20 protein-coding genes are annotated in these 14,913 nt (G+C 37.9%); 19 read left to right on the top strand and 1 reads right to left on the bottom strand.

The genetic code is table 11. From position 1 onward, the window contains the following. The first annotated feature begins 61 nt into the window (after window positions 1-61). The 18 genes from J4861_RS00890 (at window position 62) to J4861_RS00805 (ending at window position 12,787) form a co-directional block, all read left to right on the top strand. Window positions 62-1,636 carry a hypothetical protein gene (locus J4861_RS00890; RefSeq protein ID WP_249110758.1) on the top strand — a complete coding sequence of 525 codons (1,575 nt, stop codon included), beginning with the start codon at window positions 62-64 and terminating at the stop codon, window positions 1,634-1,636. Window positions 1,637-1,880: 244 nt separating this feature from the next. Beyond that, window positions 1,881-2,153 (top strand): hypothetical protein, encoded by a 273-nt coding sequence (locus J4861_RS00885; RefSeq protein ID WP_211794982.1) that lies wholly within the window; start codon window positions 1,881-1,883, stop codon window positions 2,151-2,153. A gap of 70 nt (window positions 2,154-2,223) precedes the next feature. Then, the gene (locus tag J4861_RS00880; protein ID WP_211816322.1) at window positions 2,224-3,105 is read left to right on the top strand and encodes an AAA family ATPase; all 882 of its coding nucleotides are present in this window, start codon (window positions 2,224-2,226) and stop codon (window positions 3,103-3,105) included. Next, window positions 3,071-4,108 (top strand): DUF3871 family protein, encoded by a 1,038-nt coding sequence (locus J4861_RS00875; RefSeq protein ID WP_211816320.1) that lies wholly within the window; start codon window positions 3,071-3,073, stop codon window positions 4,106-4,108. Before J4861_RS00880 ends, J4861_RS00875 begins: the two co-directional genes overlap by 35 nt. 555 nt (window positions 4,109-4,663) lie before the next feature. Beyond that, a complete protein-coding gene (locus J4861_RS00870) occupies window positions 4,664-5,044 on the top strand; it encodes a hypothetical protein (RefSeq protein WP_211816318.1) in 381 nt (126 codons plus the stop codon). A 54-nt stretch (window positions 5,045-5,098) separates the two neighbouring features. Next, window positions 5,099-5,311, top strand: coding sequence for a hypothetical protein (locus tag J4861_RS00865; RefSeq protein ID WP_211816316.1), 213 nt, complete (start codon window positions 5,099-5,101; stop codon window positions 5,309-5,311). Window positions 5,312-5,524: 213 nt separating this feature from the next. Then, window positions 5,525-5,746: a hypothetical protein gene (locus J4861_RS00860; protein WP_211816315.1), complete on the top strand. Its 222-nt coding sequence runs from the start codon at window positions 5,525-5,527 to the stop codon at window positions 5,744-5,746. A gap of 18 nt (window positions 5,747-5,764) precedes the next feature. Then, on the top strand, window positions 5,765-6,172 hold the full coding sequence (locus J4861_RS00855; protein WP_211816313.1) for a hypothetical protein: 408 nt from the start codon (window positions 5,765-5,767) through the stop codon (window positions 6,170-6,172). Between the two features lie 16 nt (window positions 6,173-6,188). Then, window positions 6,189-6,623, top strand: coding sequence for a retropepsin-like aspartic protease (locus tag J4861_RS00850; RefSeq protein WP_211816312.1), 435 nt, complete (start codon window positions 6,189-6,191; stop codon window positions 6,621-6,623). Beyond that, window positions 6,598-7,059, top strand: a complete 462-nt coding sequence (locus J4861_RS00845) for a hypothetical protein (RefSeq protein WP_211816311.1) — start codon at window positions 6,598-6,600, stop codon at window positions 7,057-7,059. The genes J4861_RS00850 and J4861_RS00845 overlap by 26 nt, the downstream gene beginning before the upstream one ends. A 526-nt stretch (window positions 7,060-7,585) precedes the next feature. Then, window positions 7,586-8,809: a site-specific integrase gene (locus tag J4861_RS00840; RefSeq protein ID WP_211816310.1), complete on the top strand. Its 1,224-nt coding sequence runs from the start codon at window positions 7,586-7,588 to the stop codon at window positions 8,807-8,809. Between the two features lie 35 nt (window positions 8,810-8,844). Next, window positions 8,845-9,309, top strand: coding sequence for a DUF1896 domain-containing protein (locus J4861_RS00835; protein WP_211816309.1), 465 nt, complete (start codon window positions 8,845-8,847; stop codon window positions 9,307-9,309). 139 nt (window positions 9,310-9,448) lie between these two features. Further along, the gene (locus tag J4861_RS00830) at window positions 9,449-9,796 is read left to right on the top strand and encodes a hypothetical protein (RefSeq protein WP_211816308.1); all 348 of its coding nucleotides are present in this window, start codon (window positions 9,449-9,451) and stop codon (window positions 9,794-9,796) included. Between the two features lie 352 nt (window positions 9,797-10,148). After that, window positions 10,149-10,580, top strand: coding sequence for a hypothetical protein (locus J4861_RS00825; protein ID WP_211816307.1), 432 nt, complete (start codon window positions 10,149-10,151; stop codon window positions 10,578-10,580). Between the two features lie 5 nt (window positions 10,581-10,585). Continuing rightward, entirely contained in the window at window positions 10,586-11,005 is a 420-nt protein-coding gene (locus J4861_RS00820) for a PcfK-like family protein (RefSeq protein WP_004343791.1), read from the top strand. A 4-nt stretch (window positions 11,006-11,009) separates the two neighbouring features. Further along, entirely contained in the window at window positions 11,010-12,284 is a 1,275-nt protein-coding gene (locus J4861_RS00815) for a PcfJ domain-containing protein (protein WP_211816306.1), read from the top strand. 25 nt (window positions 12,285-12,309) lie between these two features. Beyond that, window positions 12,310-12,564: a hypothetical protein gene (locus tag J4861_RS00810; protein ID WP_211816305.1), complete on the top strand. Its 255-nt coding sequence runs from the start codon at window positions 12,310-12,312 to the stop codon at window positions 12,562-12,564. A 4-nt stretch (window positions 12,565-12,568) separates the two neighbouring features. Continuing rightward, window positions 12,569-12,787, top strand: coding sequence for a hypothetical protein (locus J4861_RS00805; RefSeq protein WP_044046100.1), 219 nt, complete (start codon window positions 12,569-12,571; stop codon window positions 12,785-12,787). Window positions 12,788-12,896: 109 nt separating this feature from the next. Here the strand turns inward: J4861_RS00805 and J4861_RS00800 are convergent, their stop codons facing one another. Beyond that, complete coding sequence (locus tag J4861_RS00800; RefSeq protein WP_282958344.1) at window positions 12,897-13,346, bottom strand: phage exclusion protein Lit family protein; 450 nt, start codon at window positions 13,344-13,346, stop codon at window positions 12,897-12,899. A gap of 175 nt (window positions 13,347-13,521) precedes the next feature. Between J4861_RS00800 and J4861_RS00795 the strand changes: the two genes are divergently transcribed. Beyond that, window positions 13,522-14,889, top strand: coding sequence for a transposase (locus J4861_RS00795; RefSeq protein WP_211815910.1), 1,368 nt, complete (start codon window positions 13,522-13,524; stop codon window positions 14,887-14,889). Window positions 14,890-14,913: the final 24 nt, after the last annotated feature.

Here is a 14,913-nt window from a genome sequence, read left to right as displayed (position 1 = left end):
AGTAATAATCTTGTTATTGGAACCTTTTATTTATTTTTGCATCTAAAAATTTCCCATCATAATGAATAATAGAAAACAGAACAAATCAGTAGTTTATGAGACAAGCAAGGAATGGTTGAAAGCTAAGCAAGACCTTTTAAATTGGGTTGCTTCTCAACCAAAAGTTCATTCTATTGCAAGTGGACTTGGTATAAGACCTGAACACTCGGGAAAATTTGCCTTTATACCTGCTAACTTGGATTTAGAAGCTCATTTAAGAAATTTTCCTGTGACAAATTATTATTTTGTAGAGGATTGTGGTGGACACATAAAGACTGTAAATACTAATGGAACTTTTGGTGCTGTATTTGATGAAGAAAGATTAATTTATCTAATTGGCTTGATTTATTCCATCCCAGGCAGAAATAAGGACTTAATATCAGAAGATGGTTTTGTTAGTATCAATTCTGCAATTTTAAGGGACTTTTTTAAAGATTACCTATCATATTTAGACTACTTACTTCGTACAGGTATTTTCATAACAGATAGCCAATACATAGTAGGGAAAAAATCTATTGGGTACAAATTAAGTGATACTTATTGTAATTCTCCACTAAGAACTTACATATACAGACATTCACGAGAAAATCAATCTCATAGTGCAGTTATAGAAGCTGGTAATAATTACCTGCTTTCTTGGTATAACAATAACCTGCAAATTAATGCAAGCATTGCATTAGAATATGCAGAAAGAAAATATAGAGAAAAGATTGCAGGAGGGGTTGATACTTGGGATTACAACAGAGACACCCATCAAAGGAAGAATCCAAAGTTACAATATTATGCAATACGTTATAATATTGAGTCTATAATACAGGAAGATTATAAAGTTAAAATAGATGATACTGTGCATAGGCTTCACTCTGTACTTACCAATATGCAAAAAGACTATAGAAATTTCATTAAATATGATGGAAGGGACTTAGTTAGTATTGATATTTCTAATAGTCAACCTTACCTATTATGCTTACTCTTAAATCCTTTGTTTTGGGATAAAAGTTCAGCATTAGCTGTAAACATAGGTAAGTTACCTGCAAATGTTCAAAACTTATTTTCAGAAGAAGATTTATCATCATTGCAAGCCTATGTATATAGAATAAGGCATGATGAAAAGGTCAATGAATACATACACTATGCTTCTGAAGGACATATTTATGAGTATATGTTAGAAAGGACAAGAGAAAATGGTGAAGAATATCAAAGAAAAGATATGAAAATTATGATACTGATGACTTTCTTCTCAGACAACAAATTTTTAAATCAGCCAGGTGCAAAACTTAAAAAACTTTTTAAGCTCTCATTCCCAAAGATTTACGGATTAATACATGCCATAAAGAAAGGAAGAGATGGCAAGAAAAAATTGGCAGTACTACTTCAATCAATAGAGAGCACTATAGTACTACAAATATGCTGCAAAAAAATATGGGAAGAAAATGCTCATCAAGTACCTATATTTACAATACATGACTCAATCTGCACAACTTTGGAGTATGAAGACTTAGTCTTCAATGTAATGACTACAACTTTAAATGATATAGTCCAAGTTACCCCCAACCTAAAAAAGGAGTATTGGACTCCACGGAATTTATCCTTGTAAGATAGGAAACTAAGCACTTTTGAGGATATTTTGGGCAAAATAATAAGCAGTCTGTCTTTCATATCTTTTTTTTACAACATTTTTGGCATAATCTATAATCCCGAAAGGTGCAATATGCCCCCCTATGGGCTATTTGAAATATATTAAGCCCCTATCTTTCTGTGAGCAACATACACCACCCAACCCCCCCCTTGCCTTTGGGCAAGGGGATATTCCCTCCCATAACAATTAACAAAAAAGAATTATGGAAAGTACATTGAAATTTATTCAGACATTGTCTGTGGAGGAGTTTAAAGCTCAAAAGGGAGTGAATGTGATTGAAGTGAAGCAAAACCCTGCAACAGGTAAATGCTTCTTCACTTATGGATTTGAAACAGGTGCTGTGAGTGAGAGGTTTTTGAAAGGAGAACTCAAGACACCTGTTATCTCACAAGTATGCTCAGCTGAAACAGGAGATATGTTCTACTTGTTACATGAAAGAGCAGAGAATGCAGCAGCTACATTAGCTACTTTGTAAGATTGAAAGTTAATAGCAAGAGGTGAAAACTTCTTGCTATTTTATTTCTGAACCATTAAATTTTTATGATATGGAGTTAAGGCAAACAACAAAGAAGCAGGTAAAAATAAAACTTGCTTTACAAGGTTGTGCAGGTAGTGGAAAGACCTATTCTGCACTATTATTAGCTTATGGTTTATGTCATGATTGGAATAAGATTGCAATCATTGACACAGAGAATGGAAGTGCTGATTTATATGCCAGTCTTGGAGAGTACAATGTATTACAGCTAAAAGAGAATTTTACACCCGAAAATTACATTGAAGCTATCAATGTATGTGAAAGTGCAGGAATGGAAGTAATCATTATAGACTCCATTTCATTATGTTGGGATAATCTTCTTGAATATCATGCTAATTTGCAAGGGAATAGCTTTACTAATTGGCAGAAAATCACTCCAAGAATAAATGCTTTTATGCAGAAAATTCTACAGAGTAATAGACATATCATTTGCACCATGAGGTGTAAACAGGATTATGTTCTTAATGAGAAGAATGGCAAGATGGTGCCTGAAAAGGTAGGATTGAAAGCTGTTATGAGAGATGGAATAGATTATGAATTTACCATTGTGTTTGATATTAATATGAAGCATCAATGTGTAACCTCCAAGGATAGAACTAATCTCTTTGTGGGTCAGCCTGACTTCACCATTACAAGCCAAACAGGAGAGAAAATATCTGATTGGTGTAATGATGGTGTGAGTATGCAGACTATTAAACAGCAGATTAAAGACTGCCAAACTTTGGAAGAGCTTACAAGGATATACCATCAATATCCCGAATATTATCAGCAGCTTAATTTTGAGTTTGTTGAGAAGAAGAAGCATCTTCAAAATAGTGAGAAAAGAATTATAAGTCAACCATTTAACTACATTCAAAATGGAAATAATGCAATTACAACCAGTCAGAGCTAAGCAGAGCTTTCCTATCTTATATAGTAATGACCCTTTACCAATTACCTCTTTGAGGTCAACATTGGATAAGCCTATTTCAAGGCTACCATTTATTGAAGCCAACACAAAAGAAGTGGACTTCATGCACTTACAGAAAGACTGCATAGTACCAGTATTTAGCAAGGATAATGAGGTGACAATTTCTCACCCAGAGTTTATCGAAGCTATTTGGAATGCTGCAAATACAGTTTTCCCACAAGAAGAGATAAACAAGCCTTTGATTAGAGTCAGCCATATTATCAAAGGTAGAACACCCGAAGCAATCTTTAAACCAGTCAATATGCTTTTGGAAGAAGAAAAGACCATCTATTACGAGAGAATGATGTTTTGCTTTGAAATACCTACCATCTTTGAAACAATTGATGGTAATAGGTTAAATCTCACCATAGGAGGAGTAAGAGCCTATAACCATGAAAATCTCTACAGCAAGAAGAGTATGGAGAAGTTCAAGGTATTTATTGGCTTTAAAAACCTTGTGTGTTGCAATATGTGTGTTAGTACAGATGGGTATAAGTCAGAGTTAAAGGTTATGTCAGTAAATGATTTGATGCAAGAAGCAATTAGATTGTTTCAAAGTTATAAGTTTGAGAGTCATTTACAGATGATGTCAGCACTGCAAAATTACTCAATGACAGAGCATCAGTTTGCTCAATTTATTGGTAAAAGTAGGCTTTACCAATATATTCCTGCATCAAGCAAGAAGTTACTTCCACCTGTGTTATTAACTGATACACAGATAGGGCTTGTTGCAAGGTCATATTATCAAGATGAGAATTTTTCCCATCATAATGATAATAACAAGGAAATTAGTATGTGGAATGTATATAACCTATTTACAGGTGCCAACAAGACTTCCTACATTGATAATTTCTTGGATAGAGCAAATAATGCTTCTGATGTAGCATTTGGTCTATGTGATACCATTAGTAATGTGAATAAAGATTTTGCTTGGTTTATTGAGTAATTATGGAAATAGTTATCATGTTACTATTGAAAATAATAGGTTTCTTCGTAGTGCTATTTATCATTTGTGGTGCAAATAACAACTAATCTTTTGTTAATTGTGAGCCTTGGTGTGTAGAAATACACATCAGGGCTTTTTTTCAATTAAATAAGGAATATAGCTCACACCTTAGGTAATATGTGTATTTTTGTCTTTAAATTATGTGTACAACTGAAAGATATTTTATATCTTTGCAAAATAAACATAAAAATGAGATAAAAGTTTAACAAGACATATTAAAAGAAGTGTTTGCTTCTTGATTGATGTTATCAGAGAAATCGCCAATTTCAAAAGGAATAACCATCAACAACAAGAAAGTGAATGCTTGCACCTATGGGTGTGGGCTTTCCTTGTTTGATTGGTTATAGGTGTTTGGCGATGCCTTCTGATAAGCATTCAGGGTTTAGCTTGCACCTTTTTTGTGCCTATAACCAAATTATTTATTCAAACTTGTATATAATGAAGTACACAAAATCAGAGATTAGAAAAATGTCATGGCATGAATGGAATGAAACTATGGCAAAAGAATTAAATGAAGCTGGATTTAAGGCTAAAGGATTTAATAAGGAAACTGGTAAATGGGAGAAAGACTATGAGCCGTATAAAGCTTATGCCGAAGACCCTGAAACCTTTATTCTTGGAGTTGTGAGTGGGGCTAAAGAAATCAATTATCTTAAAAGTATTGGCCTTCTTAACAATGGGAGATGTCCAATGTGTGGTAAAAACATAGAAGTACCTGGACGCTTTACTTCTGGATATGACCCTAATTGTCATTTTCAAATTTGCCAGTCTTGTGTTAATAAAGAGCAAGGAGTTTCAATCAACCCTTCAAATAACACAGGGTGTATGCTGTCCTTACTTTTTATTCCTTGGTATCTTGTAAAGGCAATAATATAGATTGCAATAGTGGCTTAATAGGAGTTAAGTATAAACTATCATAAGCATAACAAAATGAAAGTTTTTGGAATTATTTTAGAAATCTTTGCTGCAATGAATTTACTTGTAGCAATTATTGCATCTGCTAATCATGTAAATGCAGATGTAGTTATGTCAAAAATGGCAGGTGCTTTTCTATTGGGTGCCATAGGTGGTCTTCTTCATTATTTGGGGAATAAAAAAAAATGCAGCCAAGAAAACTGCGAATGCACCCATTTCAAACAATAATCATAATGCACATGCCAAAACAAATAATACAGACAAATTAGAAATGTTTTCAGCAGTTACAGAACAGATTTTAATATTGATGAAGCAGGTAGAAGAACTAACAGGAGTTGACCTAAGCACTTCTAATGATAAAGATACAAAAGAACTTATGCAATCAATGGTAAGATGGTCAAAAATCTTGGCTGTGACATACCCAATATAAAACATGTGTTCATGGAGAAAACACTTGAAACCTTTGATTTTGATGAACTGGGAGTGGTTATATCCCAATTAAAAGATGAAAAATTAGCAGAAGAAGCAAAACATTTTGGTGTAGCTGAAAAGAACACATGTACATTTTACATGATAAAATGGCTCTCTGAAATGAACACAATGATGTCCATGAAAGTTCATCCCAATCATGTAGTAAAAGAGGACGATGATTTACCTTTTTAATCAACAAGTAAACAAGTTATGTGGATAATAGCAGTTTTAGTGGTAATTGGTTTTATTGTGTATAAAATCAATAGTGAGTATAATAGTAATGTTAAAGAGAATGTTACGAAATATGGTGGCATGCTCAAAAAATATGAGGATTTTGTGGATTACCTACAAGATGGGGGGACTTTTAAAGTGGCGAAAGTAACCAAAGACTCTGTAATACTTGCAGGTAGAGGTGCTACTTGGAGTCTTGATTATGTTGGGAATACTTTAGAAGTAAAGTTTAAGGGGGAAGTTCCTTTGCTTGGCTTTCAAAAGCAGAATTGGACTTTTCCTGATGGTTTCCCACAGAATAATATGATAGCTACTATTGAAGAGTTTATTAAAGGACAAATACAACAACAAGACCAAATCAGAGATAGGAAGCTGTATGGTTATTAATATCAAAACATAATAGATGATATTCCCACTACACACAGGATTGGTTAAGGCTGGAATGCCTTTAATCATTTCATCGAAAGGACCAAATAAAGAGATAAAAAACCTTTGTTTTCTTATTGACACAGGCTCTACTCACAACATACTTTTCAGCTATGTATATGAGTTTGTTAAGGATGATATAAAGCCATTAAACACCCAAAATAATTTAATGGGTTTTGAGGGCAAAAGTCAACAAGGAAAAATGGTTGAAGTAAATCTTTCCTTTGAAGAGAAAGATTATAAGATACCAATGGTGATAATTGATGCCAATGCAGCTATGGGGAAAATTCATAAGGATTGTGGCATACAAATTCATGGTATATTGGGCATGTCCTTTCTCCTTGAACACCATTGGACTCTTGATTTCAAGAACTATATTGTAACAGATGAAACAGAACAGAAAGAAAAATAACCAGGGTAAGGAAGTTAAGATAAGAGTAAGTGAAGAGGGGGCAGATTGGGGCTACACAATAATATGCAAAGTTGAAAAAAGAAAAAGCAATCTAATCCACCCATCTATTATCAATGAACTAAGTCACTTTGATAATCCCGACATACTTGGTGTGGAAGATTTATGGATGGTAGATGAAATGTCTGAAAATGAAAAGAAGCAGTGGATTGCAGAAACTCACAAAACCTTGATTAATTCAAAGATTGACAATCCCTCTATTTTCAAGACTTTGGACAAATCATTAGTCTTATGTTATGACAAAAAATTAAGATTATGTAGAAGAGTTAAACTATATTTCGAGTATAATAAAAATCAGTTTTCAGAGATTTTCTATTTAGATAGTTCCTTGGACTCCGAAGATAATCCTATCGTAATAAATGAAAAAATACTTGAGTAAATTTCAAACTACAAATAAACAGCTCTATTATATTACTTCTTGTGGGTCAACCATACTAAGTAAAATGAATAGATAGCTGAAAATGATTTTGTTGGTTTATTGTTGATTTATACACCAACAAAGAGTGAAATAAACAACTGATAATCAATAAATTATTGTACTTTAAATTGGAGACTCATAATCTGGAGGTCCCTGGTTCAAGCCCAGGCTGGTCCACAAATAGGTTTCAAAAGGACGTCAAACAATACGTCATTTTAGCCTTCAAAACAAGGATAATCGCTGTAAAATCAAGGTTTTACAGCGATTTTTTGTTTTTTATCCATATCCGTTTGACTGCCAAACTATACCTTTTGATAGTCATCATTCGGTCATTTTCTGCTACAGAAATTGCTACACAAAAGCAGGCTCTCAAAAAAATGTAGCAATGAATGGAAAATGACTATCAAATTGACGGCATGCAAAACTTTCGTTTTCAAGAACTTATGTCGAACTTTGTAGCCAAAAAGCTACACTAAAATGATGCGTTATGAAAACAACTTTCAAGGTATCCTACTACCTACGTTCCAACTATGAGAACAAAGAAGGAAAATCACCTGTAATGCTCCGAATATATCTCGGTGGCGAAAAGGCGAATCTTGGATCCACTAAAATTTTTGTGGATAAATCCAAGTGGAGTAACAAAACCAGCAGAATGATTGGCAGAACAGCAGAAGCACTCTCCATTAATGCTTCTATAGATGCACTGACAACAACGCTGATGCAGATTTACAGGAAATATGAAACATCAGAGGAACTTTCCATAGACCTTATCAGGTCGGTATTCCTTGGTACAGACAAAGAATATACAACTTTTCTGCCAGTCTTTGACAAGTACATAGACTCCATCACACAACAAGTTGGCAAGACATTAACTAAGGGTACTTTTTATAAGTATAAGGTGGTGAGGCAGAACTTTCAGGATTTCCTACAAGCAAAGTATCATCGCAAGGATATTGGACTGACAGAACTGACAAGTGCCGTTGTTCAGGACTTCGAATTATACCTTACATCTGTTGTAGGTGGTGTGCATAACACAACCACCAAGAAATTGAGAAACCTGAAAACGGTCGTGAACTATGCGAGGAACAGAGGACTTATCATGCATGATCCATTTGCGAATCACAAGCTGCGCTATGAATTGGTAGATCGTGGCTACCTCACAGAAGAAGAGGTACTCCGTATTATGAAGAAGCACTTTGACATAGAACGGCTGGAGTTAGTAAAGAATATTTTTATTTTTTCCTGCTTCACGGGATTAGCCTACATTGACGTATATAATCTTACCTACGATAAAATTGTTACCGTAGAAGACAGACAATGGCTTATCACCAAGAGATACAAGACAAGCGTAGATGAAAACGTCATGTTACTGGACATTCCACTTGCCATTATAAGAAGGTACTACGACATCAATAGAAAAGGGGGGAAAGTCTTTCCTATGTTGAGCAACCAGCGTATCAACTCATATTTGAAAGAAATTGCCGACCTTTGTGGCATAAAAAAGAATCTGACCTTCCACATGGCAAGGCATACTTTCGCCACTATGTCTATATCCAAAGGGGTACCAATGGAGTCTGTATCAAAGATGCTTGGACATACAAATATCAGAATAACTCAGATTTATGCACGAATAACAAACAAGAAAGTTGAACGTGACATGGAAGAACTGGCTGGAAAGCTCAGTAAGTTTAATACAGCCATGGGCATATAATATATTAATGTATAACCCTAAAATAATAGACGATTATGGAAACAAAGAAAGAACTATCTTACTTCCGTTTGAAATTAGAGAATTATCTCAGTGAGCATTTCCCCGAAATGCTGAGTGACAAACCATTCATAACGGCAAGAGCCGACGAAGCCCTTACTACCTACTGCGATGCAGTGGCACAAGGCTTTTCTCATCCCGAGGCGGAGACGAAGGCAAGCGAAGTTCTGTATCAAGGACTGCATTTCTCCAAGTACGACACCCTTGTTTCAGTTTTAGAGAATGAGTTCGAGAAAGAACTCCCTTCTCCTCTTCCAGAAAGACTAACACCAATACTTTTGAAGAATAAGGCTGTGCAAAGCGTTTTCAATAAGTACGAACTGACAGACGACTTTGGGGCAAGCCCAGATTATGAGAAACTCTACACCGAACTGACAGGGACAATCGTTCTGCTCATTGAGGTCAATGGTCTGCCAACGATAGGCGGTGAGAACATGACTTGATGTAGCACCATCGGGAGCTTTTGTAGTGTCAAGAGCCAAGATAAACGCTCCACTCCACACGACAAGAGTTTGTACAAACACTTGTCTTTGTGTAGTCTGCGCCTCTTGTAAATGCTCTTGAACTATAAAAAGCTCCGATATGAATACAATCATTATGAATCAAGATGTCCACACACCTGCCTTCATCAAGGCAGACGCATCGAACAAAACCGATAAGAACAAGCAGCAGCCGACTTCTCCCAAGCAAGTCCACCGCTTCGGTTGGACACGCTTCATCGAACTCACTATCCTGCTTTCTATCGTTATCGGTGCCATTTGGCTTATCTCGAAGATGGTAACGCCGCAAGTCGTAACTGTCGTCTCTGTCATTGCAGGTTTTCTGATACTACGTTTTATAGTCAGGGTAATTCTAAAAGTGACGTTTACGCTGCTGAGCATTCTCTTCTGGCTGGCAATTCTCTGTGCCATCCTGCTTTGCGTGCTTTGAAAAGCATAGCTCTGTAAAAACTTTCATTTTATTTCATCAGGTGGTTATCTCGTATTTTGAGATAGCCACCTTTTCTATTTTCCACTACGAGCGTTGCACTTTTGCTTCTTTTCCAATGCTCCACGATATGCGATGACAAGGAGACGGATGCTGTTCCCTTTTTATCCGCAAAGGTAGTACGGGGCTTGTGGCTTGCAAAAGGTCTGTGCCGCTTGGTTTGTCTGGAAAATCTCCACACCTACGGGTTGTATTTTCCGCCAAAACCTTGTGCAAGCCCACCCCGCTACCTCTATTTTGCTACAAAAAGGAATCAGCATACTCCGATCTTTGGACGCATAAAAAAAATGTCGCTATGGATAAGCAAAAAGTAAATACAACATCTTCGATGAAAGAAAAAGGATATAGCTCCTCCTCTCATTACCGCATTAACCCTACGGCTGAAAAAAGTGAGCAAGTGTTGGCAATTAAGTTTGTACAATGGGACGTTCCCCCGTTGGAGAGCCTTTGTAATAGCAAAGTATATCTCCTGCGTATGAAACTCTATCGTGGCGAAATGATGAGCCGTGAGGAAAAGAATTGGCTATGTGAAGCGGTGAACTCAAACACCTATTTCCGAACAGCCGTTCCACTGCAAGGCTATCGCTTTGACTTCTTTGATGTACTGAAGAAATATCTTGTCAATCAGTACGGACAATGGACAGAGTATTACGCACCTGACAGAACAAGCCTAAGAGCCTACCTATATGGGCGTATCAATCAAATAGTAGAAATCCCAAAATACTAAGCAATATGAAAGGAACAGAACATTTCACACGGACAATAGCCGAGTATCTCAATCAGCGTGCTATGACAGACCCCTTGTTTGCCCCTAACTTGATGAAACCGAACAAGAATATCGAGGAGTGCATCACCTACATTCTTAATGAAGTGCAGAAAAGCGGTTGCAACGGCTTTGATGATGATGAAATCTTCTCTATGGCTGTTCACTACTACGATGAAGACGATATAGAGGTGGGTAAGGCTATTTCTTGCCAAGTTGCCGTCAATCACATTGTAGAACTCACAGAGGAAGAAAAAGCCGAAGCAAGGCAGGAAGCCATTAAGCAATATCAGCGTGAGGAACTTGCTAAGTTACAGAGCCGTAACGCACGAGTGAAAAAGACTGAGAACGCGACAACCCAAGTACAACCATCACTATTCGATTTTTAAGCCTATGAAACCGAGAAACAAATTTGAAAAGGCAGTTTTGGAACAAAGCAAGCATCTTCGCCCGATAACCACGACACAAAGTAAGTGGGCATTTCGTGAGTGCATAGACCACTTCGCCTACCGCTTGCCAAAAGGTCGCACTACTTGTATGGATTGTGGGCATAGTTGGGTAATGGACAAACATAGAGAAACTTGCACTTGCCCTCATTGCAGGGCAAAGTTGCAGGTCAAGGAAACATACGAGCGCAAGTTGCAGCAGAAGCAGTATTTCACCTTACTTACCACTTGTGGAGAGTTTCAAGTATTACGTATGTTCCTACTTATTGTGGGTATGGAGAAAGGTTACAAAGCACAGACTTCTATAATTGAGATTGGGCAATATTGGTGGAATATGCAGGGACGAAAAGCTGTGGTTGCCATACAGAGGGTATTGGGACACTATGTTGATACCTTTTCCTATTATAGTCCTATGGCGATACGCAACGATAATGAAGCCTATCAGCATATTGCCTACTCACCCATATATCCGAAGTTCAAGGTTACAGACATACTTCGCAGAAATGGTTTTAAGGATAATTTCTATGGCATCGTGCCTACTAAGTTTATTCCTGCATTACTTACAGACAGCCGAGTGGAAACATTGCTAAAAGCAGGTCGCACAGAGCATTTACGTTACTTTCTTGGCAACAAGAGAACTTTTGAAGAACTATGGCAATCTTACAAGATTGCAGTCCGTAACGGCTATGAGATAGCAGACATTTCTCTTTGGAATGATTATGTAGATACACTTAGAAGATTAGGTAAGGATATTCATAATCCAAAATATTTATGCCCAACAGACCTTAAAGGCGAACACGACCGCAGACACGAGGAACTTCTCAGAGTGCGTGAAAGGGAGGAGATAGAAAAGAAGCAGCAGAAGGCAATCGAAGATGAGAAACGCTTCAAGGAACTTAAATCCAAGTTTTTCGGTATCTGTTTCACGGACGGCACTATCCAAGTCCACGTATTAGAGAGCGTGCAGGAGCATTTGGAAGAAGGTGTATCAATGCATCATTGCGTATTTTCCAACGCCTATTACCTCAAGGAGGACTCCCTTATCCTCTCGGCTACCATTGAAGGCAAGCGAATAGAAACCATTGAAGTATCTTTACGAACTTTGGAAGTGGTGCAAAGTCGTGGGGTGTGCAACAAGAATACTGCATATCATGAGCAGATAGTAAACCTTGTGAATGCTAATCGAGGTCTTATAAGCCGAAGAATGAAAGCAACCGCATAAAGTATGAGCCATTAAATAAAGGAGTATGAAAGTACAGATAGAAGACATTATTCATAATTGGGCAGACGAAATCCCCAATATTATCGTGAGAGTTATCAACGCCATAAGCATAGCCGAGAACAAGGAGGAATTGCAGACCGCACTCCTCCAAATCTCCCAAGAAACGGAACTTGACAAGTTCTTTGTCTATGGTTACGGAGCGCACCATTTTTGGCTCACCCATCGTAGGTTATCCAATGGTGAGCCAATGGAACACAGATTACTCATTGCTGAATTTTGAAGATATGGAAAGGAATGTTTACAGAGTACGCACCCAATACATTTTTGAAGGAGTATTTGAGGTAGCAGCCACAAACCGAGAGGAAGCCGAGCGTAAAATCCTTGAAGATTGTGGTATGGTGATGGGCAGAGGAGTACACAGCATCCTGCCCGATGAACAAATCAACTGGGCTTTTGATACCCACCCCGAAGAACGGATAATTGAAACTATTGAAAAATCCTAACACAATGAGCCACGCAACCTCAAACTTGCGTGGCTTCTTTTCTTTTTCTTTGAACGAGTAGGCGACCAAAGAAAAGAAGCAAAAGAAAGTCGCAGAAACATCAATAATATCACGCTTTTATCTTCTTATACTCTGTAAGAAAATCCTTAATCCTATCTACGGAATCCTCTGTGTTTTGTAGATTGGGAGGAAAATCGATTATCTGATAAATTTCTGCCCAATACTTAAAAAACTGAACCAATATTACTATGTATTTTGGATTATCATTTTTTATACACTCATAGACCTTAAAAATTCTCTCGTCCTCTGTGGGGTGGATATTATCAGGTTCAATTGTTGGATTTAGGTAAAGAAGTGAGAACAGAGCACAAAGGACCCCACAATTTGCAGAAAACTTTTCATTTTCAGATATGTCAGAGTAAATACTCCCAAAAGATGAAAAGTCTGCTTCTACTTCATCTTGTATAGCAGGGCTTACTTTATCAAGATGCCCAAGAGCAAAATGTGATACCTCGTGTAGAAGAATAAAACAAATTCCAAAGCAATAAACAGAGTTAATTTTCTCCCCATACGGTGTATTGACATCAATTGCAGAGAAATCACCTAAATTAGGGATATTCAGAATTTTTCTAACTAATTGTTTGTCAGCATAATATATTATTTGTACCTTTACATAAAATCCCCCGAACGACCCATCACGGGCAGAATCGGGGGAAAACTTAAAATAAATCGTCGTGAAGATACAAAAAATTTCTGATATAACACCAACTTTGCCCTTTACAGAGTTCGATTTTTTACAGAGCTATCGTGAAAGCTTTGCACAAAGCGAACTTGGACGCATTCATTCCCAGCTCCCACTAAAGGAGTTGGCAGCAGAGTATACGAACCTTAGCCATAAGAGCAAGCGAGGCAAAAAGCCTCTTTTCTCGGGTGAAGGAGAAATAGCCCTAATGTTCCTTAAGTCATACACAGGTCTGTCTGACGATGGTCTGATAGAAATGCTTAACGGAAGCATCCACATGCAGATGTTCTGTGGTGTTCTGATAGACCCCTCCTGTCCCATCAAGGATGGAAAGATTGTAAGTGCCATACGCAATCGTCTTGGTCAGTTTCTTGACATAGACAGCTTTCAGGGCATATTGTATGCCAAATGGAAAGACAACCTTAAAGACAAAGACCTGTGCTTGACGGATGCAACCTGTTACGAGAGCTACCTGCGTTTTCCTACGGATATCAAGCTGCTCTGGGAGTGTTGTTATTGGCTTCACACTCTGCTGGTCTCCGAGTGTAAACACCTCTCAGAGCGTATTCCGAGAAGCAAGTATAATAATATTGACAAGGCCAGGCTTGCATACGCTAAGCAGCGCAAGCACACAGCCTCGTCCACGCGCAAGCTCAGGAGAAGACTCCTGAGGCTTCTGTCCAAACTCCTGTCCCAATGGAATCGTCTGCGTAAACAGTACAGTCCTTGCATCTGTCTGTCGGCAGAACAAGAAAAGCGGCTGTCCGCTGTGCGTGAGGTATGCCTCCAACAGTCAGAACTATTCTCCGGCAAGGAAGTCAAGCACCGTATCGTCAGCATCGACCGCCCCTACCTCCGTCCTATTGTCAGAGGCAAGGAAAACAAGCGTGTAGAGTTTGGGGCAAAGGTCAACAACATACAGATAGACGGCATATCATTCATAGAGCACCACAGCTTTGAGGCATTCAACGAGGGTGTCCGTCTTAAGCTATGTATAGAATATCAAGAATCTTTGACGGGAATCAAAGTCAAGCGTGTAGGTGCCGATTCCATATACGCCAACAATGCCAACCGCACTATGTGTACAGAAAAAGGCATAACGACCTGTTTCACTAGAAAAGGTCCAAGACCCAAAGAAGAAGCTGAATGTCTCAAGACAGCGAGAAAGATTATTGGAAACCTCAGAGCTACGGTAATGGAGGGTAGCTTTGGAAATCAAAAGCAACACTATAGCCTTGGACGCATCAAGGCACGCAATATGTTTAGCGAGAGGCTACTACTCTTCTTCGGAATCCATACAGCAAATGCTGCCATTCTTGCCGCAAGGGAGATGGCTCGGAGGGTGAAGAAGGCTGCCTAATAAAACTTAAGGATAATTTTACAA

Origin of the sequence: Prevotella melaninogenica (assembly GCF_018127925.1) — a bacterium.
GTDB lineage: Bacteria > Bacteroidota > Bacteroidia > Bacteroidales > Bacteroidaceae > Prevotella > Prevotella melaninogenica_C.
This window is presented reverse-complemented; position numbering and strand designations above follow the sequence as displayed.

What these genes read in the sequence shown, in the direction of transcription:
- J4861_RS00890 (WP_249110758.1), top strand. Translation starts at nt 62, where the DNA reads ATGAATAATAGAAAACAGAACAAATCAGTAGTTTATGAGACAAGCAAG.
- J4861_RS00885 (WP_211794982.1), top strand. Translation starts at nt 1,881, where the DNA reads ATGGAAAGTACATTGAAATTTATTCAGACATTGTCTGTGGAGGAGTTT.
- J4861_RS00880 (WP_211816322.1), top strand. Translation starts at nt 2,224, where the DNA reads ATGGAGTTAAGGCAAACAACAAAGAAGCAGGTAAAAATAAAACTTGCT.
- J4861_RS00875 (WP_211816320.1), top strand. Translation starts at nt 3,071, where the DNA reads ATGGAAATAATGCAATTACAACCAGTCAGAGCTAAGCAGAGCTTTCCT.
- J4861_RS00870 (WP_211816318.1), top strand. Translation starts at nt 4,664, where the DNA reads ATGGCAAAAGAATTAAATGAAGCTGGATTTAAGGCTAAAGGATTTAAT.
- J4861_RS00865 (WP_211816316.1), top strand. Translation starts at nt 5,099, where the DNA reads ATGAAAGTTTTTGGAATTATTTTAGAAATCTTTGCTGCAATGAATTTA.
- J4861_RS00860 (WP_211816315.1), top strand. Translation starts at nt 5,525, where the DNA reads ATGGAGAAAACACTTGAAACCTTTGATTTTGATGAACTGGGAGTGGTT.
- J4861_RS00855 (WP_211816313.1), top strand. Translation starts at nt 5,765, where the DNA reads ATGTGGATAATAGCAGTTTTAGTGGTAATTGGTTTTATTGTGTATAAA.
- J4861_RS00850 (WP_211816312.1), top strand. Translation starts at nt 6,189, where the DNA reads ATGATATTCCCACTACACACAGGATTGGTTAAGGCTGGAATGCCTTTA.
- J4861_RS00845 (WP_211816311.1), top strand. Translation starts at nt 6,598, where the DNA reads ATGAAACAGAACAGAAAGAAAAATAACCAGGGTAAGGAAGTTAAGATA.
- J4861_RS00840 (WP_211816310.1), top strand. Translation starts at nt 7,586, where the DNA reads ATGAAAACAACTTTCAAGGTATCCTACTACCTACGTTCCAACTATGAG.
- J4861_RS00835 (WP_211816309.1), top strand. Translation starts at nt 8,845, where the DNA reads ATGGAAACAAAGAAAGAACTATCTTACTTCCGTTTGAAATTAGAGAAT.
- J4861_RS00830 (WP_211816308.1), top strand. Translation starts at nt 9,449, where the DNA reads ATGAATACAATCATTATGAATCAAGATGTCCACACACCTGCCTTCATC.
- J4861_RS00825 (WP_211816307.1), top strand. Translation starts at nt 10,149, where the DNA reads ATGGATAAGCAAAAAGTAAATACAACATCTTCGATGAAAGAAAAAGGA.
- J4861_RS00820 (WP_004343791.1), top strand. Translation starts at nt 10,586, where the DNA reads ATGAAAGGAACAGAACATTTCACACGGACAATAGCCGAGTATCTCAAT.
- J4861_RS00815 (WP_211816306.1), top strand. Translation starts at nt 11,010, where the DNA reads ATGAAACCGAGAAACAAATTTGAAAAGGCAGTTTTGGAACAAAGCAAG.
- J4861_RS00810 (WP_211816305.1), top strand. Translation starts at nt 12,310, where the DNA reads ATGAAAGTACAGATAGAAGACATTATTCATAATTGGGCAGACGAAATC.
- J4861_RS00805 (WP_044046100.1), top strand. Translation starts at nt 12,569, where the DNA reads ATGGAAAGGAATGTTTACAGAGTACGCACCCAATACATTTTTGAAGGA.